Raw genomic sequence first — 21537 nt, 5'->3', positions numbered from 1 at the left:
AAAGAGGGAAAGTCTAGCAAGCGTGCCGGTGCGGCACGTTTTCAGCCCGCGGAAGGAGCCAAGTCATCGCCGCCGTGGATCACGGCGCAGCGCCCCTGCGCCAGCAGCACGCCGTCGTGCTCGATGCGGAAGGCGTACTGGGTGCCCGCGTCGTCGGCATACAGGCACTCGGCGTGAACCTGCAGCGCACCGGGCAGATCATCGACGTATTCGCACGCCAGGCGCACATCGCGCAACGCCACCAGCATGCCCGGACGCGGCGCACCGACGCCGGCCTCGCGTGCCCGCAGCGCGCCGTGCACGGCAGCGGCCTGCGCGCCGTATTCAGCCAGATGCAGCGCATGCAGGCGACCGTCCCGGCGTAGCGGGTTCGCGGGATCGCGATGTCCCTCGCTGCACGCGTGGATGGCGGTGTCATCCCAGGCCTCGACCGCGTCCAGCAGGCACATACCGCCGGCGTGCGGGATCAGGTGCGCCCAGTCACTCTTCGGCAGCACGGTCGCTCTCCGCATGCGGCGCCATCAGGATCGACAGGCAGAAATGGAAGGCCACGCCCAGACTCACGGTCAGGCCGATGGCGCGCAGCACCGGAATCGACGACCACGCCAGCATGCCGAACACCAGCAGCGCCGAGAGCACGCAGACCACCGTCGCATGCAGGGTGCGTCGCTGTTCCGCCGGATCGCCGGTCTCGCGCTCGAAGAACAGCGCATAGTGCAGACCCAGGCCAGCGGCGAGAATCAGCGCGACCAGATGGAACAGGGAAATCTCGATGCCGGCCATGCGCTCGACCGCCAGCACCAGGAACGTCGCCAGCGTCATCGGACCCAGCACGTGCCAGGCACGACGCAGACTGCGCAGAGCCACGCTGACGGTGACGATCAGCAACAGGATCGCCACGCCCAGCGCCTTCAGGATGCGCGAGCGGTAGGCGGCAACCAGCGACTCCGAAGCCTGCTTGATGTCCAGCAGGCGTACCTTGCCGTCGGTCTGCGCCGACAATGCGGCCAGCGCCGCCGGATCGTGCACGCCGCTCAGCGTGGCCAGGCCGACCCAGGACGTGGATGACGCCGTGACAGGCGTTCCGCTGGCACCCTGCCCCCGGACCTGCGGGTTGCCGCCACGCCTCACCAGCATCGAAGCCAGCCGCTGACCCAGCGGCGAACGCTCGAACATCGCCGGCGTCAGCAGCGGCAGTGCGCGGGCCTTGTCCACATCGCGCACAAACGGCGCGAAAACATCCTCGCGGAACGGCATGCCGGCGGTGGCCTGCTTCAACGCGGCCACCAGCGCGTCGTGATCGGGCAGCTTCCGCTGCCGCGCACGCTGCACCGCCCGCGGCGGCAAATAGCGCGACGGCAGCTCGACGCCGTCCAGCGCGCCCTGCTTCACCAGCGCATCCAGTTTCGGTCGCACCTGCTCGGAAAGCGCCAGCACGCCGTCCGCCGTCGGTGCATCCAGCACCAGCAGGTAGCGCACATCGGGCGCGCCCAGGGCGGCGCGCAGACGGGCGTCGGTCTTCAGCAGCTTCGCCGGCAGCGGCGTCAGTTTGGCCAGATTGTTCTGCCAGAACGTGCCGGGCGCGAAGATCAGCATGACCGCGACGCCCGCTGTGACCAGCACGGGAATCCAGCGCGGGCGCGGCAGGTTGTCGAGGAACCGGCGGAAGCGCGCCAGACCGGGCGTGTCGGCCACGTCAACGAAGCGCTGCGGCAACACGCGCGGCAACGCGTAACGCGTGGTCAGGCCCGCGCCGAGCAGACCGCAGATCGTGAACACTGCCAGTTGCTGCAGTCCCGGCACGCCCGAGGCGTAGAACGCCAGATAGGCGATGCAGGCCGAGGCAATGGCCGTCATCAGCAGCGGCCACAATCCGCGCACGCTCTGCAGGTTCGACGCACCGGCGCGGCGGTGGCTGAGCAGGCGGATCGGATATTCCTGCGCCACGCCGAGCAGCGTGAAGCCGAACGCCAGGGTGATGCCGTGCACCTGCGGGTAGAAGGTCACCAGCGCGGCGAGACCGGCCAGCGCGCCGCTGGCAATGGGCAGCGCGCCCAGCACCAGCGCGCTCGGACTGCGGTAGGCCAGCAGCAGCAGCAGGATGAAGCCGATGGTGGAGACGTAGCCGATCCAGTCGGCCTGATGCCGGGTCTGTTTGTTGATGACCACGCTGAAATAGCCCGGCCCGCTCAGCGTCAGCGTCGCCGCCTCGTGCCCCGGCAACCCGTCGAAGGCCTTGCGCAGGGCCGCGATGGCCTCCTGCTGCGCGCCCGGGTCGAAACCGGCGGCGCGAGTCTGCACCAGCAGCAGCGCCTCGCCCTGCTTGTCGATCCACACGCCGTCGCGCACGGTCGGTGCATGCGGCGGCGACCAGCGTTGCGCCAGCTTCAGCGCTTCCAGAGTCGGATCGCGCGGCAACCAGGTCTCCAGAAGGCCACCGGCCGGCGAGGCCAGATCCTCCAGCCGCTGTTGCAATTGATCGTGCAGATAGGCCGCATCGAGACGATGCGTATCCAGCGTCGGCGAGAGCAGGTAGCGGTAGGGCAGCAGCGAGGACGGCAGGCTGTCGGGCCGGAAGTCGCCGTTGACGACCTGACTGAAGCGCGCATCCTGCTTCAGCGCATCGGCCAGGCCGCGACTGAGGTCGGCGAGCTTCTCCGGCTGGGCGCCACCAAGGGCGACCAGCAACAGTCGCGAACCCGGACCGCTGCCGATCTGGTCCATCAGCAACCGCTGGTCGGCCGTGGCGGGCGGCGGCATGAAGCTGCGCAAATCGGTGCTGACGCGCAGCGTACGCATCACGTACAGCCCCAGCAGCGCCAGGACCAGCAGCCAGACGCTCAGCAGCGCGACGCGTGCGCGCAGGGAACTATTCGGCATGCCGGCACAGCGCCGTCAGGTTGGCGCGGGTCGGCTGCGTCGGCATGCGCGCGGCCAGCGGGCCGAGCAGATCGACGCTCAGCGTGCCGTTGGCCTCGGTGATCAGCATGCAACGCAGCCCCCGATCGTCGCCGTCCAGGCGGATGTGCGCGAGGCTGCGCGCCAGACGCGGCGATTTCGGCTTTAGCGTCAGGGTCCAGCCCTGACCGCCGCCGTCTTCGTCCAGTCGCGGCGTGAACACCTTCGACAAGCGCGCGCGATCGCCCGACAGCACCGCGACCAGGCTATCGAGCAGCGCCTTGAGCGGCGGCGCGCGATCCAGCGAGAAATGCCGCGTGCCGCGCCCGGCCCGGTGCATGCTGACCTCACCGTCGACGATGCGGGTGGTTTCCACGTAGGGCGAATCGACATGCCTTTGCAGACGGTCGCCGCCTTCCCACGACAACTGACCCGACACCACCAGCGGGCGGCTCAGCAGGGCCGAGAAACGCGCCTCGGCGAAGGCCACCTGCGTCGGCGGCTGCTGCGCGAGCTTGGCGATCGGCGCCAGCGCGTCGGGCTTGTCGACGACGGCGGTCTCAGGCGCGCGCGCCCACGTCGCGGCCGACGCCAGCGCCAGCATCATTCCCAACGACCTGCGTAGTGTCATGCCAGAAATCATAGAAATTAAACCAGTTGTAGGGATGCGTGCGCGCAAGACTCTCCAGGCGCGCCGCGTACTCGCGCACGTAGCCGCGCACGGCCTTGCGCCGACCTTCGCGCGGAAGCTCGCGGGTATCCGCGAACGGCTCGAACACCAGCTTATAGCGATTGCCGCCAAGGTACAGTCCGAAACACAACACCACCGGAATGCGCAGGCTGGCCGCCAGCAGCCAGGGTCCCACCGGGAAGGCGGCGTCCTCGCCCAGGAACGGCACCCGCAGCATCGCCTCGTCCTGCCGCCCGCGATCGGCCAGCAGCGCCACCATGTGGCCCTGCCGCGCGGCCTCGCCCAGCGCCAGCACCACGGAGGCCGGATCCTGCGCGCCGTCGATGACGCGCTCGCCGATGTCCGGCGCCAGCGCCTCCAGCAGCGCCGTCATCGCCGGCGTCTGCTGCTTGTTCAGCACGATCCGCAGAGGCGCTTTCTGGTAGCGCTGCGAAAGCATGCGCAGGGCCTCGAAACTGCCGTGGTGCGAGCCCATCAGCATCGCGCCGCGGCCTTCGTCGATGGCGTCGTGCAGGTAATCCAGCCCTTCGACTTCGAGCCGGAATCCGCGTTCGCCGCGCGCCAGCATGAACACGCGGTCCAACGTGATCGAGGCGAAACTGTGGATGTGACGCAGGATCTGCCACACCGTCGCGCGCTGCCCCAGCGCACGCGTCAGGAACTGGCGCGACGCGCGACGCTCGGGACCGCGACGGAAGAAGAAATACAGGGTAATCGGGTACAGCACCACGCGCGCCGCCGGACGGCCGCAGCGCAGCGCGATGGTGCGGATCAGCCACAACGCGAAGAAACCGCCGCCCTCGGGGCGCTGGCGCCAGTGCGCGCTCATGCCTGCACCTCCACCCGGCCCCGCGCCAGCACGCCGGCCTCGCCATGAATCTCGAAGCGCAGCCGCGGCGCGGCGCCCTGCACGCGGATCTCGGCCTCGGTCTCGGGCCACACCGGCGCGACGAACTTGGCGTCGACGACGCGGGTCAAGCGCCAGCCATGCTCACGCCGCAACAAGGCGGCGAGCTCGTCCAGCAGCACCACGCCCGGCACCAGGGGCCGACCGGGGAAATGCCCCGGCAGGCACGGATGGTCCGCGCCGATGCGGAATCGGTGCGCGGATGCCATGGGTTCGGACGGGCCGGTCATGAATGCACCGTATCGCGGGCGTCCCGCACGATGCGAGGCCAGTTGCGCACCAGGCGATGAATGAACTCGTGCGGACGCGGATGCGGCAGATCCCTGAATCGCCAGCGGCGCACAGCGTATTCAGCCGCCATGGCCAGCACCGGCAGGGTATAACCGCCCACATGCAGCCAGCCGCGCGCCCACGCCTGCATCGGACCGTCGGCGATCAGCAACGCCCAGCAGGCCGCCAGCAGCAGACATTGCAGCGCCATCAGTATCGCCCAGTACCAAGTCACCTGGCGGGTGTAGCGCAGGACGCGCGCGTCTTGCAGCCGCTCCTCGCCTTCGACCGCACGCACCACGCGGCGAACCAGCGGCTCGCGACCGGCACGCAGCGTGCGGGCGAACAGCCAGGCCAAGCCGGCCGTGATCAACATCGGCACCAGATTCAGCACCCAGTGCGCATGGCCGCGCGCATCAAGCCAGAGCATCACCGCCGCCAGCAGCAGCCAGAGCGCCAGCACGGGCGCACGCCGCAACGGCAGCACCGCGGCCAGCACGAGAACCAACACCGGCACCGCAAGATGATAGGCCCATTCGCCGCCGCCCAGCGCACCGGTGAAGACCAGTGCCGCATAGCCGAGCAGCAACCCGGGAAGCAGGCTGCGAAAAAAACCGGATTTCATCGTGGACACGGCGAATACCGCGTCGTCAGGCTTGCGGGCGATGCTGCTCGATATGGGCCGAGAGCGCGCGCAGGCTGGCGAAGATCTGTTTGTTGTCGGGATTGTCCGAGCGCAGCTGGAAGCCGTAGTGCTTCGACACCGCCAGGGCGATTTCCAGGGCGTCGATCGAGTCCAGGCCCAGGTCGCCACCGAACAGGGGCGCTTCCGGATCCATGTCCGCAGGCGCGACATCCTCGAGATTGAGATTTTCGACGATCAGTGCGGCCAGCTCGCGCTCGGCCTCGGTTTGCTTGCTCATGCTCGGTTTCCCACTCCCCCAAGAGACTGCCCGCTCCCGGTGCAGCGGGCGCGGAGTGTACCATAGGACACTTTGCCGACTGCTGGAAATGCCGCTGCGCCGGCACGGCCCCGAAGGACCCTGCATGAACCAAGCAAGCTCGCCGATCCGAACCGCCGCCCATGTCCGCCCCCGCGTGTCCTATCGCCCGGCCGACACGGCGCGGGCCTTGCTGCAGGCATCGGGCACGCTGGCTCTGTTCGATTTCGGCGCCGCCGCGACCAGCGACGATCCGCGCTGGCTGCATGTCCCGCTGCATGCCCCCGGCGCCCAGCCCGCGCCGCTGGAACTCTGGCAGGTCGATGCCGCCGTCGAATACGGCCGCGAAGGCGACGTGCAGTGGTCCTGCGGCGGAGGCTGGCTGTTCGCCGCGCTGACCATCGACGAACGCGATCACGGCGGCCCGCAACCCGCCGCCGAGCACGCCTACACGCAGCTGTGCGCATTCCTGGAAACGCGCCCGCAGCGGCACGTGCAGCGTCTGTGGAACTACCTGGCGCAGATCAACGAAGGCGAAGGCGACGCCGAGCGCTACAAGCAATTCTGCGCCGGCCGCCTGCAGGGCATGCGCGATTTCTTCCAGCAGGGCTTCCCCGCAGCCACGGCGATCGGCCATCGTTCGGACACGCCGTTGCTGCAGGTCTACTGCCTGGCTGCCGCGGAACCCGGCGAGCGCGTGGAGAACCCGCGCCAGATGAGCGCCTGGCGCTATCCGCGCCAGTACGGACCGACGCCGCCCAGCTTCGCCCGCGCGATGCGCCTGCAGGGCGATACGTCACTGGCGATTTCCGGCACCGCGTCCATCACCGGACACGCCTCGCAGCATCACGGCGACCTCGAGGCGCAGCTGACCGAGACGCTGACCAACCTGCGCACGCTGCTGCGCCACAGTGCGCTGCCGGAATGTTTCGGCCAGAACGACCCGCTCAAGATCTACGTGCGTCATGCCGAGGACGCGGAGGCTGTCGAGGACTTCCTGCAGCGCCACGTCCCCGATGCACCGCACCTGCTGCTGCTCGGCGACGTCTGCCGCCGCGAACTGCTGGTCGAGATCGACGGCTGGCGCTTTGCGTGATGATCGAAAACCGGGAAGCTTTCTGAAACCGCAATCCTGGCGAAGCCGGGCAAGCGCCTGACACACAGCACATCCACGAGATGGGGCCGAAGGGCGAACCCAGCGCCCGGCGGCTTTCATCGCGACTAGGGACTACTCTCCGGCTTCCCAGAAGTCCGATACGAATGACTTGGAAAATCGGGCCGAACCGCCCCGCGTTCGCCTATTCGCTGGGCTTCTTCGTCGGACGCTTCCACCCCTTCAGCGTGACCTGACGGGCGCGCGCGACAGTGAGCTGACCGTCCGGCGCGTCACTGCCGATGACCGATCCGGCGCCGATGGTCGCCTGCGCACCGATGGTCACGGGCGCGACCAGCGCCGCGTTGGAACCAATGAATGCACCGTCGCCGATCCGGGTCAGGTGCTTGTTCACGCCGTCGTAATTGCAGGTGATGGTGCCGGCGCCGATATTCACGCCCGCGCCGATCTCGGCATCGCCGAGATAGGTGAGATGGTTGGCCTTGCTGCCCCGCCCCAAATGGGCTTTCTTCATCTCCACGAAATTGCCGACATGCGCGTCGGCAGCGAGCCGTGCGCCGGGACGCAGGCGCGCATACGGGCCGATGGTGCAGGCTCCCTCGGTTGTCGCGCCTTCCAGGTCGCAGTGCGCGCGCACCTCGGTGCCTGCCGCCAACTCGACATCGCGCAGCCGGCAGAACGGCCCGATGCGCACGCCGTCGCCCAGCGTCACCTCGCCTTCGAGGATCACGTCGACATCGATCTCCACGTCGCGCCCGACCGTGATGTTCCCGCGCGCATCGAAACGCGCCGGATCGGCAATACGCACGCCGGCTTCGGCCAGCTCGCGCGCGCGACGCTGCCGGTATTGCGCCTCCAGTTCGGCCAGCTGCCAGGGATTGTTCGCTCCCGCCGCTTCGCGTGCATCCGCCAGCCGCACGCACAGCGCGGGATCGCCGTCCGCGGCGGACAGGCCGAACACGTCGGTCAGATAGTACTCGCCCTGCGCGTTGGCATTGCCCAGCTGCGCCACCCATGCACGCAGCGGCGTGGCGTCCGCGGCGATGATGCCGGTGTTGGTCAGACGCACCGCACGCTGCTCCGGCGTGGCGTCCTTTTCCTCGACAATGGCTTCCACGCGCTGCTGCGCATCCAGCATCACGCGGCCGTAGCCGGTCGGATCCGGCTGTTCCGCCGCCAGCACGGCCAGCGGCGCGTCGGCTTCAGCCAGCGCGCGCAGCGAATCCGCACGCAGCAGCGGCACGTCCCCGTACAGCACCAGCACGCGGGCGTCGTCGGGGACATTCTCCATCGCCAGACGCACAGCATGCCCGGTGCCCAACTGTTCGGCCTGCTCGACCCAGACCAGTCCCGCCCGCTCCGCGAACGCCTTGCGCACCTGCTCTCCGTGATGACCATGCACGACATGCACGCACGCCGGCGCGAGTTCCTGCGCGACATCCAGCACATGCGCCAGCAGCGGGCGGCCGGCCAGCGGCAGCAGCACCTTGGCGGTGGACGATTTCATGCGCTTGCCTTCGCCGGCGGCAAGCACGATGACGTGGAGCGGTGCAGTCATGTTGCGACCCTGCATGAATTTCAGGTCGCCACTTTGCCGCAAACTGCCGTCGAATACCTAATCGCGCAGCACATCCGCATCGGCATCAGCGCCCGTCGCCGCGCGGTGCACGCCAGCGATGGCCCGACCGGACGGGTCGGCGTTGCCCGCGAACGCCTGCGACCAGCGGTACGCCGTCGGCGTCGAGCAGGCGATACTCGGGCCGCCCGGCACGGTGCGCGCGGCGGCGTCGCCGGGATAGTGCTGCTCGAACAGCACGCGATAGAAATAGGCTTCCTTGCTTTCCGGCGGATTCACCGCGAAGCGCTGCGAGGCCAGCAACATCTGCGCGTCGCTGACCTGCGCGGCGGCGTAGTCCTTGAGCGCGTCGATCCAGCCATAGCCGACGCCGTCGGAGAACTGTTCTTTCTGACGCCAGAGGATGGCCTCCGGCAGCAGCCCCTTGCCGGCCTCGCGCAGAATGTGCTTCTCGATGCGTCCGTCCGCCGGGCGCTTGGCCGAAGGCGCGGTCCGCATCGCGGCGTCGAGGAAATCGCGGTCCAGGAACGGCACGCGTGCCTCCACACCCCAGGCCGCCATCGCCTTGTTCGCGCGCAGGCAGTCATATTGATGCAGCGCGTCGAGCTTGCGCACCAGCTCCTCGTGAAACTCGCGATCGTTCGGCGCCATGTGGAAATACAGGTAGCCGCCAAACAGCTCGTCCGCGCCTTCGCCGGACAGCACCATCTTGATGCCCATCGCCCGGATGCGCCGCGCCAGCAGATACATGGGCGTGGACGCGCGGATAGTGGTGACGTCGTAAGTCTCGATGTGGCGAATGACGTCAGACAGCGCGTCCAGGCCCTCCTGCACGGTGAAGTGGAACTCGTGGTGCACGCTGTCGATGGCCTTGGCCACAGTCTGCGCGGCGGCGAGATCCGGCGAGCCCTCCAGTCCGATGGAGAAGGTATGCAGCCGCGGCCACCAGGCAGCACTGCGGTCGTCGTCTTCAGTGCGGCGCGCGGCGTAGCGCGCGGTGATCGCGGCGATCAGCGAGGAATCCAGTCCGCCCGACAGCAGCACGCCGTAGGGCACGTCGCTCATCATGTGGCCGTGCACGGAACGTTCCAGCGCGGCGCGCAGCGCGGGCGCATTGGCCGGGCCGTTCTCCACCGTCTCGTAGGCGCGCCAGGACGGCTGGTAGTAGCGCTGTGGCGCATCCATGTCCGAGGTTTGCACGCAGCCGGGCGGGAACACCTCGACGCTGACACAGACTCCACTCAGCGCTTTCATCTCCGAAGCCACGTACAGTCGGCCGCGGGCGTCACGACCGGTGTACAGCGGAACGATGCCGATCGGATCACGCGCGATGAGCCAGCGACCGCGCGCCCGATCCCACAGCACGAACGCGAACATGCCTTGCAGGCGACCGACAAAATCGGCGCCGTGCGCGCGGTAGAGCGGCAGGATCACCTCGCAGTCCGAATCGGTGCGGAAGGGATAGTCGGGAAAATCCACGCGCAGCGCGCGGTGATTGTAGATCTCGCCGTTGACCGCCAGCACCTGCTGCTCGTCGCCGGCCAGCAGCGGCTGCGCGCCGTGGATCAGATCGACGATGGCCAGACGCTCGTGCGCCAGGATGGCGTGCGCGTCGGCGTAGACGCCGCTCCAGTCCGGACCGCGATGACGCAGACTGCGCGCTTGCTCCAACAACGCCGGACGCAACGCGCTGACGTCGCCGGACGGATCCAGTACCGCCACAAAACCACACATATCGGTTCTCCCTCGCGAACCGCCATGCTCGCACGCGCCTGCCGCGAACGGATATGAACTTTGGTCAGATGTCGGCCCATCCATATGGCCGACTCATGGCGTTCATGCCACAGATACGTGGCTCGGCGTACGGTGGAACGCATGTCTCGACGGCACGACCCCGTCCCCGATGCCACCGACCGTCCCGCACGGTTCGCGCAACTGCTGCGCCAAGGTGCGGGGTTCGGCGCTGTGGGCGGCCTGCAACTGCTGCTGGACTGGGGCGTGATGATCGCGCTCAGTGCCGCCGGTCTGCCGCTTCCCGCTGCCAACGTGGCCGGACGCGCAGCAGGGGCCTGCCTGGGCTTCTGGGCCAACCGGCACATCACCTTCCAGGGCCACGAGCACGCCCCCATGCCGCAGCTCGTTCGTTTTCTGGTGCTGTGGTCCGTACTGACCGTGGTCAGCACTCTGTCTCTGATCCTGGTCGCCCAACACGGCAGTCTCGCCGGCGCCTGGGCACTGAAACCGCTCATCGAGGCCAGCCTGGCTGTCGTCAGCTTCTTCAGTTGCCGACAGTGGGTCTATCGCTGAGTCGCTCGATGCCCTGCGTGCGCGGTGGTGCCCCGGCGCTGACCACAGGCTTGCCGTCGCGAATCTCGAACTGGAAGCGATAGCGCTGACTGAATGGCTTGGCGGCGGCCGTTTCACGGTGGGAGTTGCCCTGCGCATCCTCGACCCAGGTGGCAATACGCAATGGCGTGAACCGCCATTGCATCGCCGCGGCGCGGACCGCGGCATCGAATTCCCGCTGTTCGGGATCGTCGCTGGCTTCCGACGCGATGCGCACGTCCTCGACGCGCCCCTCCGCATCGACGATCAGCAACGCCGAAACCTGGACCGGCGGCAACTTGCGCGCCACCAGAGATGCCGGATAGACCGGAGCCGGATTATCCGGGCGTTGCGCCGGTGCCACGGTCGTCTGCCCGGAAGACAGCGTGTAGTGCTTCAGATGCTTATCGACCACGGCTTCGTAACGCACCTGACCGTGCGCAGCCGGTTTCTGCGGCAGCGGTCGCGGCTGGGAAGTACTGCACGCCGCCAGCACCGAGGCCACCCCCAACATCGCCCCCATCGAATAGATCACATTCATTCGTTCTCCCCTTCACCCTGCCCGCGGCATTGTCGACACCCGCAAGATGCCCCAGATACAGCATTCAATCCTCGCTCCAAAAACCCGTTCCGTGCGCCCCATCATGAATCCATCGATGGCGCCCCTGCCTATATCTTATGGTCTATGTCCTATGCACGATTCTGACGTGAAATTCATGTTCGGCTAACTTTCGATCTGGGATAGTGGCGAAGTCAGCGCAAGTCAGATGACTGATTTGACTTAACATTTATCGAGACGCCTTCTATACGGGAGGGGACGTTCCCACACCGGGTTCCACACACCGGAACTGGTCGAACGTCATAGACCGTGTACCGATCGCTGACCGTGACCTCCGCCCGGCCCTGACCGACGTGCAGGTTCTCGTAGGGACGAACTTTCATCACGTGCCCGGAAAGGCACTTCCAGCTCACGACGTCGCGTTGTCGCGACGCCGACGCTGCCGTTCGGCCCGCGGCGGACCGCCGCGCGCCTTCCCGAATCGGGCCAGGACGGCCCACCCAAGCTCGAAGGTCTATCGATCATGCATTCCGCACTACCGAGAAAAACATTTCTACCCTTCCTGGCCAGCGCTGCGCTGCTCGCGTTCTGCAGCCTGTTCGCTACTTCCGCCAGCGCCGCGCCCGTGCCGCTGAAGACGCCGATCTACGGCGTGACGCTCGACACCATGTCGCATTTCCACAAGACGCTCGTGTCGCTGGAAAACCTGCCATACAAGCCCACCGTCCGCGTGGTGTTCGACATGGGCACGCCTGCCTCCGACTATCGCCGCAAGCTGGTCAAGCTGCACAAGCACGCCTACGTGATGGGCGAAGTGATGGATTCGTACTACTTCCCGACCGACCTGGCGACCTACAAGGCGCGCACCCAGGAGCTGGTCAACGAACTCGGCGATGTCGTCGACGTGTGGGAAATCGCCAATGAGATCAACGGCGAATGGCTGCGCGCCAATCCGAACGGCAGCAACGCCACCGTCAACGCCGAAGAGGCCGAAATCGGCCAGATGGTCGACGCCGCCAACACCATCGTCAAGAACGCCGGTGGCAAGACCGCCATCACGCTGTACTACAACGACGATGGCAAGGGCACCAACTGCTGGGAGAAGCCGGTCGACGACTGGCACACCTGGCCGGCCTCGTTCCTGTCCGCCACAGTGCGCAACCAGGCCGACTATGCCTTCTTCAGCTACTACCCGTACAAGGACTGCCCCAACCTGAACCCGTCGTGGAACACCGATTTCGACACCCTGGGCAACCTGTTCCCGAATGCCAAGCTGGGCTTCGGCGAGATGGGCACTTCGCAGAAGAAGGCCGCCTGGTCGATCCAGTCGAATCTGCTGACGACGTACTACACGATGCTCGGCAAGATCCAGAATCCGCGCTACGTCGGCGGCGTGTTCTGGTGGTACTACGCCGAGGAGATGGTGCCGTACACCGGCAAGTACTGGCAGCTGCTGGACCAGACCATCTCGACGCTACCGGCGCCGCAGTAAACCACTGCTCCGGTCAGTAACCCCTCGGAAAAGCCCCTTCTCGGGGCTTTTCCTTTTTCCGTGCGGCGCGAATTCGCTTCTTCTCCGCACGCGCACTAGCATGAGTGGCCTGCGCACATTGTGCCGATGCTGACCGGAGGCGCCTCATGAAACGTCTGTTGATTGTTCTCGTCGCCGTGGTTCTCGGTGTCCTGATACTCGGCGCTGGAGCGCTGCTGCTGGTCGACGCCAATCACTTCCGCCCGCAGATCCAGGCCTCGCTCAGCCAGGCGATGGGGCGCAAAGTGACGCTGGGCAAGCTGCATGTCTCGGTGCTGTCCGGCTCGCTCGACGCCGACGACATCACCATCGGCGACGATCCCGCCTTCAGCAAGCAGCCGTTCGTCAGTGCGAAATCGCTGGCCGTGGGTGTGCGCCTGTGGCCGCTGATCGTCCATCGCGACCTCCACATCACTTCGCTGACGCTGGACCGCCCCTACGTGCACCTGCGCGAGAACCGCGCGGGACGATGGAATTTCGCCAGCCTCGGTGCCGGCGATGCCTCGCCGCCGAAAGACACCGCCACCTCCGACAGCGTGCCGGCGTTGCGCGTGGACAGCCTGCGCATCCGCGACGGCCGCATCGAACTGACTCGCGCCGCTGGCGACTCGCGCACTTACAGTCACGTCCAGCTTAGCGCCGACCGCATTGCCACTGACGCCGCCTTTCCGTTCTCGATGCGCGCCGACATCGCCGGTGGCGGAACGCTGCAACTGGACGGCGATCTCGGCCCCTGGAACGCCGGCAACGCAGCGCAGACGCCGCTCAAGGCGCACCTGGTCATGAAACAACTCGACCTGGTCGCCGCCGGTATCATGAGCAAGAGCGATGGCGTCGGCGGCATCCTCGACCTCGACACGCAGATCGCCTCGCGCCAGGGCGTGCTGCATTCGAAGGGTCGCATCGACGCCCGCAAGCTGCAGCTGGTCGCATCCGGATCACCCGCCCCACGTCCGATCCGCCTCGACTACGAAGCGAACTACAACCTCGCCGGCGGAACCGGCACCATCAGCAACACGACGCTCGGCACGGGCAAGGCCCGACTCGCCCTGGACGGCCGCTTCGACAGCCGCGGCAAGGTCATGCAAGTCAATCTGCGCATGCGCGGCAGCAAACTGCCCATCGATGACCTGCAACCGCTGCTACCGGCTTTCGGCGTCGTGCTGCCGAAGGATTCGCGTCTGAGTGGCGGCACGCTGAACCTGGATCTGCGTGTGCGCGGCCCGATCGACGCCCTGGTCATCAGCGGCCCGGTCCGCGCCGACAACACGCGTCTGGCCGGCTACAGCCTTGGCCGCAAGCTCGGCGGTGCGCTGTCGCTGGCCGGCATCAATGCACCACAGGACACGGTGATCGAGCAGGCTGAAGCCAGCCTGGTGATTGCCCCGAGCGGCATTCGCGCCGACCCGGCCAAGGCCACGATCCAGGGGCTGGGCAATATGGCCGGGAAAGGTCGCATGGCAGCCAGTGGTGCGCTCGATTTCGACATGCTGGTAAAACTGGATCAGAACCTGGCCAGCAACGCCGCATCCGGCAAGCTGCTCAGCCAGTCGAAGGCCGGGCGTGTGCTCGGCGGCCTTCTCGGCGGCAGCAGCCAGAACGGCATCGGCGTGCATGTCGGCGGCACTGCCAGCGACCCGAAGTTCCGGCTCGATCCCAGCGCGGTCGCCGGCCTGCTCCGCTCGGGTCTGGGAGGCGGCACGACGCAAGGCAGCAAGACATCCCCGCAACCGGCCTCCAAACCAAGCACCAAGGATGTGCTCGGCAATCTGCTGCGCGGCGCGCTGGACAAGCAGAAGGACGGCAAGAACCCATAACAGCCACCCGTTTGGTTGCCTCACCACGGCAACCAAACGGACGATCTGCCTGCCTACATGCGTTCGCGCGCTGGCGCATCGCGATCGTCCTATACTGGTTTCCGCTGCCGCTTCGGCGCCGCGATCTGTCCCGAGCGGCCGCACTGCATCCATCGTGCGAGGTCCCGCCATGTACGCCTTCCGCATCGCTTTCGCTGCTGCGCTTCTGCTGATTTCCTCCGCTTCGCTCGCGTCGCCAACGCAGAACACACCGTCCGTGCAGGTCCGCTACGACGATCCGGCACACTTCACCGAAGCCCGCACGACACCGCCATCCGAACGTACCGGTGCCGACGATTACCTGGTCTCGCTCAAGCGCTACATCGAACACCGCGCCGCGCGCATACTCGCGCCTGGACAGCATCTGTCCATCGTCATCACGGATATCGACCGCGCCGGCTCCTTCGAACCGCGCATGAGCACCGCTGGCCACTGGATCCGCGTCATCCGACGCACCTATCCGCCCCGCATCGACCTCCGTTTCACGTTGACCGATACCAACGGCAAGGTATTGCGCGAGGGTACGCGCAAGCTGACCTCGCCCAATTTCATGACCCTCGTGAGCCCGACCGACACCGACAACCTGCGTTATGAGAAGCTGTTGATCGATCGCTGGCTGCGCAAGGGTACGCAGGGGCTCTGAGCCTCGCGCCGCTACTGTCGCTGCACACATGGCCAGATGCCATGTGCGCGGCATGGCGGTTCTCACGCAGATGGCATCCATGACGCGATCTTCGCGGAGCGCGTCATCATCGCTCAACAATCCGCGGGCATGCTCCAGGCACATTGCCGCTATGGAGAGACCGCATGAAATGCCTCGCATGGACCCTGCTAGGATGCCTCGCACTGGGCGCCGCCGCCCACGCCGCCGCGCCGCGATCGAACTACGTCATCCAGGACATCTACCACGTCAATCATCCCTATGCGGCACAATCGCCGCAGGAACTGGCGACCAAGATGCGGAAGATGAGCGCGGATCCGTTCGCCTTTTATCGCGGCACGGCCGACCTGTTCTATCGCGATGTCGCCTCGCGCAGCTCGGCCTTCGTCAACACGGCAACCTCGCGCGTGTGGCTGGACGGCGATGCGCATCTGCAGAATTTCGGCGCGTTCCGCGACTCGCACGGCAACGACGTGTTCGCGCTCGACGATTTCGATGAAGGCTACTTCGGACCGTATGTCTGGGACGTGTGGCGCGAAGCCGTCGGCATCCAGCTTGCCGCCGAGCAGATGGGCATCGGCGCCAGCGACCGCGACGCCATCGTCGATACCTTCGTCGAGGCATATCTCGACAAGATGACCGACTTCAAGGGCAACGACGACGAATTGGACTACCGTCTGACAACCTCCGACACCAGCGGCGCCGTGAAGGACCTGATCCAAGCCGTCGGCGACGACACGCGTAGCCACCAGCTCGACAAGTACACCGAAATCGACAACGGCGCACGCCGTTTCCAGAACACTGCCAAGCTGGCTACCGTCGACAGCACGCGCTACGCGGCCATCGCGGCATCGATGACCGCCTACGTCGAGTCGATCCCGAGTTCGCGTCGCTATGCGAGCAGCTACTACACGGTCAAGGACATCCGCGCCAAGCTCGGCTCCGGCATCGGCAGCCTGGGACGCTATCGCTACTGGGTGCTGATCGAGGGACCGAGCAGCAGCAACGACGACGATGTGATTCTGGAGATGAAGCAGGCCGCGCCCAGCGACGTCGCCCTGGCCAATCCGGGCGGCATGCCCGGCAGCGCCTACGACAACCAGCAGGGCTACCGCGTCGTGCGCACGCTGAAGGCGCAGCTGACTCATGCCGACGTGCTCGCCGGCTACACCACCATCGGTGGCGATCCGTTCTTCGTGCACGAGAAGTCACCGTTCCAGGAAGACTTCGACTACACCCAGCTCACCAGCGTCGGCAAATGGGAGACCGCTGCTGAGTACATGGGCAAGGCACTGGCCAGCGCGCACGCGCTGTCCGACAAGGATTACGACGACACACTGATCCCGTACAGCGAGGACAAGGAAGTCGCCGATATCACCGACCACCACCACGACGCATTCCGCGCCGAAGTGCGCGCCTTCGCCGACGACTACGCGCAGCAGGTCAAGGACGACTACCAGTCATTCGTCGCTGCTTACGACAGCGGCGCCACGCTGTATTGATCGAGCATCCGGCCCCGCGGCGCTCCATCACGAAGCGCCACAAGGTCGAATCGGCCGCCAGGTCGCCGACGTGGTGAGTGTTTGGCATCCCACCCACGAAAAAACCGCCAGCTCCCTGCGGAGACTGGCGGTTTTCATTCGGCACCCGGCATTGAATCGCCGGCGCCGGGTCTTCAGTGCTTGAGGTTACGGCGCATGCGCTCCAGCGCCTGCAACTGCGCCATGGCCTCGGCCAGCTTGGCCTGCGCCTCGGCCACTTCCATGGCGTCGGTGCGGTCGGCCAGCGCCTTCTCGGCCTCTTCCTTGGCGGCCTGTGCCGCCGCCTCGTCGAGGTCGTCGGCGCGTGCGGCCGCATCGGCCAGCACCGTGACCACCTGCGGCTGCACCTCAAGGATGCCGCCAGAGACGTAGAACGACTGACGTTCGCCGTTTTCCTGGATCACTTCGACGTGCCCGGCCTTGAGACGGGTGATCAGCGGCGCATGACGCGGCGCGATACCCAGCTCGCCCTGCTCGCCGGTGGCGATCACCAGGGTCGCCTCGCCGTGAAAAATCTCGGCTTCGGCGCTGACGATGTCGCAACGGATGGTGGTCATCTAGCTTCTCCCGTGCGGGTTCAGGCCGCCTTTTTGGCGCCCATCTCCTCGCCCTTCTTGATCGCGTCTTCGATGCCGCCGACCATGTAGAAGGCCTGCTCGGGCAAGTAGTCCACCTCGCCCTCGACGATCATCTTGAAGCCGCGGATGGTCTCGCTCAGCGGCACGTACTTGCCCGGCGCGCCGGTGAAAACCTCGGCGACGTGGAACGGCTGGCTGAAGAAGCGCTCGCACTTACGAGCTCGGGCCACGACCTGCTTGTCCTCTTCGGACAGTTCGTCCATGCCCAGGATCGCGATGATGTCCTTGAGTTCCTTGTAGCGCTGCAGCGTGCCCTGCACCTTGCGGGCCACGTCGTAGTGCTCGCGACCGACGATGTTCGGGTCCAGCTGGCGGCTGGTGGAGTCCAGCGGATCCACGGCCGGGTAGATGCCCAGGCTGGCGATGCTGCGCGACAGCGTCACGGTGGAGTCCAGATGCGCGAAGGTGGTGGCCGGCGACGGATCGGTCAGATCGTCCGCAGGCACGTACACGGCCTGGATCGACGTGATCGAACCGGTCTTGGTCGAGGTGATGCGCTCCTGCAGGACGCCCATTTCCTCGGCCAGCGTCGGCTGGTAACCCACCGCCGACGGCATGCGGCCCAGCAGCGCGGACACCTCGGTACCGGCCAGCGTGTAGCGGTAGATGTTGTCGACGAAGAACAGCACGTCCTTGCCCTTGCCGGACTCGTCCTTCTGGTCGCGGAAGTACTCGGCCATGGTCAGACCGGTCAGCGCCACGCGCAGACGGTTGCCGGGCGGCTCGTTCATCTGACCGTAGACCATCGCCACCTTAGACTCGGACAGGTTGTCCGGCTTGACCACGCCCGACTCGATCATCTCGTGATAGAAGTCGTTGCCTTCGCGGGTACGCTCACCCACACCGGCGAACACCGACAGTCCCGAATGCTCGGTCGCGATGTTGTTGATCAGCTCCAGCATGTTCACGGTCTTGCCCACACCGGCGCCGCCGAACAGGCCGACCTTGCCGCCCTTGGCGAACGGGCAGACCAGATCGATGACCTTGATGCCTGTCTCCAGCAGCTCGCTGGACAGCGACTGTTCGTCGAATGCCGGCGCTTCGCGATGGATCACGTTGTGGTCCTTCGCCTCGATCGGGCCGACTTCGTCGATGGGACGGCCGAGCACGTCCATGATGCGACCCAGGGTCGCCTCACCGACCGGCACCTTGATGCCTTCGCCGGTGTTGGTGGCGACCAGACCGCGCTTGAGGCCTTCGGTCGAGCCCAGGGCGATGGCGCGCACGACGCCGTCGCCGAGCTGCTGCTGCACCTCGAGCGTGATTTCGGTGCCGTCGACCTTCAGCGCGTCGTACACGGTCGGCACCTGGTCACGCGGAAACTCCACGTCGACCACGGCGCCGATGATCTGAACAACTTTGCCCTGACTGCTCATCGTTGTGTCCTCGAAAACTCTCTGATAACTCGTAAATTTGCAGGAACGCCGCCCTGGCGCGTGTCGTGCACAGTCGCGGCTCCGGGCCGCTCCTGCAGGTGTCCTGAATCAGACGGCGGCCGCGCCACCGACGATTTCCGAAATTTCCTGGGTGATGGCGGCCTGACGGGCCTTGTTGTAGACCAGCGTCAGTTCGTCGATCACCTTGTTCGCGTTGTCGGATGCGCTCTTCATGGCGACCATGCGCGCGGCGTGCTCGCTGGCCAGGTTCTCCAGCGTGGCCTGATACACCAGCGACTCGACGTAGCGCGTCAGCACATGCTCGAGCACGGTCTCGGCGTCCGGCTCGTAGAGGTAGTCCCAGTCGTGCTCGCGCTTGACGTCGATGGCCTGCACCGTGTCGCCTTCGCCCTCTTCCTGACGCGCCACAATTTCCTCGGCGGCCACCGGCAGCGGCAGCATCGCGTCCAGGCGCGGCTTCTGCACCATGGTGTTGAGGAAGTCGTTGTAGCCCAGGATCACGCGATCCAGCTTGCCCTCGGTGTAGGCATCCAGCATGACCTTGATCACGCCGATCAGCTGCTCCATACGCGGACGCTCGCCCAGGTGCGTGGCCGTGCCCAGCAGGTTGATGGACGCGATGCGGCGGAAGAACTGCACCGCCTTCTGGCCGATCACGACCATGTCCACTTCCACGCCCTTGGCCTGCCACTCCTTGATTTCCATCAGGGTCTTGCGGAACAGGTTGGCGTTGAGTCCGCCGCACAGGCCGCGGTCGGTGGCGACGATGACGTAGCCCACGCGCTTGACCTGCTCGCGCTCGACCAGGAACGGATGACGCACTTCGGTGTTGGCCGCGGCCACGTGCGCGATCACGTTGCGCATGGCGTGCGCATACGGACGCGACGCCTTCATGCGGTCCTGCGCCTTGCGGATCTTGGAGGCCGAGACCATTTCCAGCGCACGCGTCACCTTGCGCATGTTCTGCGTGCTCTTGATCTTGGTTTTGATTTCGCGTCCGCTTGCCATCTTCTTCGCTCGCTGTTTTCGCTACACGTGCGTCGCGCCGCCGACGGTGATCGGCGGCGCGGGCGACTTACCAGCTGCCGGTCTTCTTGAACTCGTCCAGGGCGCTCTTGAAGGTCGCCTTGATTTCGTCGTTCCAGTTGCCGGTCTCGACGATCTGGTTCATCAGTTCCGCATGATTCTGATGCATGAAGGCGTGCAGCCCCTTCTCGAACGGCAACACCTTGTCGATGGCCAGGTCGTCCAGATAGCCCTCTTCGGCGGCGAACACCGAGACCGCCAGTTCGGCGATGGACAGCGGCGCGTACTGCGCCTGCTTCATCAACTCGGTCACGCGCTGGCCACGCTCCAGTTGGGCGCGGGTGGCCGCGTCCAGATCGGAGGCGAACTGCGCGAAGGCCGCCAGCTCGCGGTACTGCGCCAGCGACAGCTTGATGCCGCCGGACAGCTTCTTGACGATCTTGGTCTGCGCCGAACCGCCCACACGCGACACCGAGATACCGGCGTTCACGGCCGGGCGGATGCCGGCGTTGAACAGGTCGGTCTCGAGGAAGATCTGGCCGTCGGTGATCGAAATCACGTTGGTCGGCACGAACGCGGACACGTCGCCGGCCTGGGTTTCGATGATCGGCAGCGCGGTCAGCGAACCGGTCTTGCCCTTGACCTCACCGTTGGTCTGCTGCTCGACGTACTCCTCGTTCACGCGCGCGGCGCGCTCGAGCAGACGGCTGTGCAGGTAGAACACGTCGCCCGGGTAGGCTTCGCGGCCCGGCGGGCGCTTCAGCAGCAGCGAGATCTGGCGGTAGGCCACGGCCTGCTTGGACAGATCGTCGTAGATGATCAGGGCGTCTTCGCCGCGATCGCGGAAGTATTCGCCCATGGCGCAACCGGAATACGGCGCGATGTACTGCAGCGCGGCCGATTCGGACGCCGAGGCCACCACCACGATGGTGTGCGCCAGCGCGTCGTTCTCTTCCAGCTTGCGCACGACGTTGGCGATCGAGCTGCGCTTCTGGCCGATGGCCACGTAGATGCACTTGATGCCGGTGTTCTTCTGATTGATGATCGCGTCGACGGCCAGGGCGGTCTTGCCGGTCTGGCGGTCGCCGATGATCAGCTCGCGCTGGCCGCGGCCGATCGGAATCATCGAGTCGACCGACTTGTAGCCGGTCTGCACCGGCTGGTCGACGCTCTTGCGCCAGATCACGCCGGGCGCGACCTTCTCGATCGGGCTGGTGCCCTTGGCGTCGATCGGACCCTTGTCGTCGATCGGGTTGCCCAGCGCGTCGACCACGCGGCCCAGCAGGCCCTCGCCGACCGGCACTTCGAGAATGCGGCCGGTGGTCTTGGCGGTGTCGCCTTCGCGCAGGTGCTGATAGTCACCCAGGACCACGGCGCCCACGGAGTCGCGCTCCAGGTTCAGGGCCAGCGCGTAGGTGTCGTTCGGCAGCTCGATCATCTCGCCCGACATCACGTCGGCCAGGCCGTGGATGCGCACGATGCCGTCGGACACGCTGATCAGCGTACCTTCGTTGCGGGCCTCGGCGTCGAGCTTGAACGACTCGATGCGGGTCTTGATCAGTTCGCTGATTTCAGAGGGGTTGAGCTGGGTTGCCATAGTTGTTTC

20 protein-coding genes are annotated in these 21537 nt (G+C 66.3%); 6 read left to right on the top strand and 14 right to left on the bottom strand.

Features of this window, described 5'->3' with window-relative positions:
* Nucleotides 1–41 precede the first annotated feature (41 nt).
* Genes BTJ49_RS12245 through BTJ49_RS12215 form a run of 7 tightly spaced genes read right to left on the bottom strand, consistent with a single transcriptional unit; the run spans nt 42 to nt 5689 of the window.
* Nucleotides 42–497, bottom strand: coding sequence for a phosphotransferase (locus BTJ49_RS12245; RefSeq protein ID WP_113065698.1), 456 nt, complete (start codon nt 495–497; stop codon nt 42–44).
* A complete protein-coding gene (locus tag BTJ49_RS12240) occupies nt 481–2880 on the bottom strand; it encodes an MMPL family transporter (protein WP_113065697.1) in 2400 nt (799 codons plus the stop codon). Before BTJ49_RS12240 ends, BTJ49_RS12245 begins: the two co-directional genes overlap by 17 nt.
* Nucleotides 2870–3505, bottom strand: coding sequence for an outer membrane lipoprotein carrier protein LolA (locus BTJ49_RS12235; protein WP_240151765.1), 636 nt, complete (start codon nt 3503–3505; stop codon nt 2870–2872). Before BTJ49_RS12235 ends, BTJ49_RS12240 begins: the two co-directional genes overlap by 11 nt.
* Nucleotides 3459–4418 carry an acyltransferase gene (locus BTJ49_RS12230; RefSeq protein WP_113065695.1) on the bottom strand — a complete coding sequence of 320 codons (960 nt, stop codon included), beginning with the start codon at nt 4416–4418 and terminating at the stop codon, nt 3459–3461. Before BTJ49_RS12230 ends, BTJ49_RS12235 begins: the two co-directional genes overlap by 47 nt.
* A complete protein-coding gene (locus BTJ49_RS12225; protein WP_240601825.1) occupies nt 4415–4726 on the bottom strand; it encodes a hydroxymyristoyl-ACP dehydratase in 312 nt (103 codons plus the stop codon). The genes BTJ49_RS12230 and BTJ49_RS12225 overlap by 4 nt, the downstream gene beginning before the upstream one ends.
* Nucleotides 4723–5391, bottom strand: coding sequence for a xanthomonadin biosynthesis protein (locus BTJ49_RS12220; RefSeq protein WP_113065694.1), 669 nt, complete (start codon nt 5389–5391; stop codon nt 4723–4725). Before BTJ49_RS12220 ends, BTJ49_RS12225 begins: the two co-directional genes overlap by 4 nt.
* Before the next feature lie 25 nt (nt 5392–5416).
* Entirely contained in the window at nt 5417–5689 is a 273-nt protein-coding gene (locus tag BTJ49_RS12215) for a phosphopantetheine-binding protein (protein WP_113065693.1), read from the bottom strand.
* Nucleotides 5690–5813: 124 nt separating this feature from the next.
* Here BTJ49_RS12215 and BTJ49_RS12210 point away from each other — a divergent pair, with 124 nt between their 5' ends.
* A complete protein-coding gene (locus BTJ49_RS12210) occupies nt 5814–6803 on the top strand; it encodes a pteridine-dependent deoxygenase (protein ID WP_113065807.1) in 990 nt (329 codons plus the stop codon).
* Between the two features lie 202 nt (nt 6804–7005).
* Here the strand turns inward: BTJ49_RS12210 and glmU are convergent, their stop codons facing one another.
* Both glmU and asnB read right to left on the bottom strand, forming a co-directional pair.
* Nucleotides 7006–8379 (bottom strand): bifunctional UDP-N-acetylglucosamine diphosphorylase/glucosamine-1-phosphate N-acetyltransferase GlmU, encoded by a 1374-nt coding sequence (glmU, locus tag BTJ49_RS12205; protein WP_113065806.1) that lies wholly within the window; start codon nt 8377–8379, stop codon nt 7006–7008.
* A gap of 57 nt (nt 8380–8436) precedes the next feature.
* A complete protein-coding gene (asnB, locus tag BTJ49_RS12200) occupies nt 8437–10131 on the bottom strand; it encodes an asparagine synthase B (RefSeq protein ID WP_113065692.1) in 1695 nt (564 codons plus the stop codon).
* Nucleotides 10132–10272: 141 nt separating this feature from the next.
* On the opposite strand from asnB, the gene BTJ49_RS12195 reads away from it, so the two are divergent.
* Nucleotides 10273–10704: a GtrA family protein gene (locus tag BTJ49_RS12195; RefSeq protein ID WP_113065805.1), complete on the top strand. Its 432-nt coding sequence runs from the start codon at nt 10273–10275 to the stop codon at nt 10702–10704.
* Here BTJ49_RS12195 and BTJ49_RS12190 read toward each other — a convergent pair.
* Nucleotides 10676–11263, bottom strand: coding sequence for a TonB family protein (locus tag BTJ49_RS12190; RefSeq protein ID WP_113065691.1), 588 nt, complete (start codon nt 11261–11263; stop codon nt 10676–10678). The two genes, BTJ49_RS12195 and BTJ49_RS12190, sit on opposite strands and share 29 nt — an antisense overlap.
* A 541-nt stretch (nt 11264–11804) precedes the next feature.
* Between BTJ49_RS12190 and BTJ49_RS12185 the strand changes: the two genes are divergently transcribed.
* The 4 genes from BTJ49_RS12185 (at nt 11805) to BTJ49_RS12170 (ending at nt 16831) form a co-directional block, all read left to right on the top strand.
* The gene (locus BTJ49_RS12185) at nt 11805–12773 is read left to right on the top strand and encodes a hypothetical protein (RefSeq protein ID WP_205300839.1); all 969 of its coding nucleotides are present in this window, start codon (nt 11805–11807) and stop codon (nt 12771–12773) included.
* A gap of 146 nt (nt 12774–12919) precedes the next feature.
* Nucleotides 12920–14629, top strand: a complete 1710-nt coding sequence (locus tag BTJ49_RS12180; protein WP_113065690.1) for an AsmA family protein — start codon at nt 12920–12922, stop codon at nt 14627–14629.
* A 169-nt stretch (nt 14630–14798) separates the two neighbouring features.
* Complete coding sequence (locus tag BTJ49_RS15775; RefSeq protein WP_168184736.1) at nt 14799–15311, top strand: DUF3016 domain-containing protein; 513 nt, start codon at nt 14799–14801, stop codon at nt 15309–15311.
* Between the two features lie 164 nt (nt 15312–15475).
* Nucleotides 15476–16831, top strand: a complete 1356-nt coding sequence (locus BTJ49_RS12170; protein ID WP_113065688.1) for a DUF2252 domain-containing protein — start codon at nt 15476–15478, stop codon at nt 16829–16831.
* A gap of 173 nt (nt 16832–17004) precedes the next feature.
* Here BTJ49_RS12170 and BTJ49_RS12165 read toward each other — a convergent pair whose 3' ends face one another.
* The 4 genes from BTJ49_RS12165 to atpA form a co-directional block, all read right to left on the bottom strand.
* On the bottom strand, nt 17005–17427 hold the full coding sequence (locus BTJ49_RS12165) for a F0F1 ATP synthase subunit epsilon (protein ID WP_113065687.1): 423 nt from the start codon (nt 17425–17427) through the stop codon (nt 17005–17007).
* A 20-nt stretch (nt 17428–17447) separates the two neighbouring features.
* The gene (atpD, locus tag BTJ49_RS12160; protein WP_113065686.1) at nt 17448–18884 is read right to left on the bottom strand and encodes a F0F1 ATP synthase subunit beta; all 1437 of its coding nucleotides are present in this window, start codon (nt 18882–18884) and stop codon (nt 17448–17450) included.
* A 108-nt stretch (nt 18885–18992) separates the two neighbouring features.
* Entirely contained in the window at nt 18993–19913 is a 921-nt protein-coding gene (atpG, locus tag BTJ49_RS12155; RefSeq protein ID WP_113065685.1) for a F0F1 ATP synthase subunit gamma, read from the bottom strand.
* Nucleotides 19914–19980: 67 nt separating this feature from the next.
* A complete protein-coding gene (atpA, locus tag BTJ49_RS12150; RefSeq protein ID WP_113065684.1) occupies nt 19981–21528 on the bottom strand; it encodes a F0F1 ATP synthase subunit alpha in 1548 nt (515 codons plus the stop codon).
* Nucleotides 21529–21537 lie beyond the last annotated feature (9 nt).

It is taken from the genome of Oleiagrimonas sp. MCCC 1A03011, assembly GCF_003267965.1.
Lineage (GTDB): Bacteria > Pseudomonadota > Gammaproteobacteria > Xanthomonadales > Rhodanobacteraceae > Oleiagrimonas > Oleiagrimonas citrea.
The sequence above is the reverse complement of the archived record's forward strand: the minus strand, read 5'-3'. Positions and strand labels throughout refer to the sequence as shown.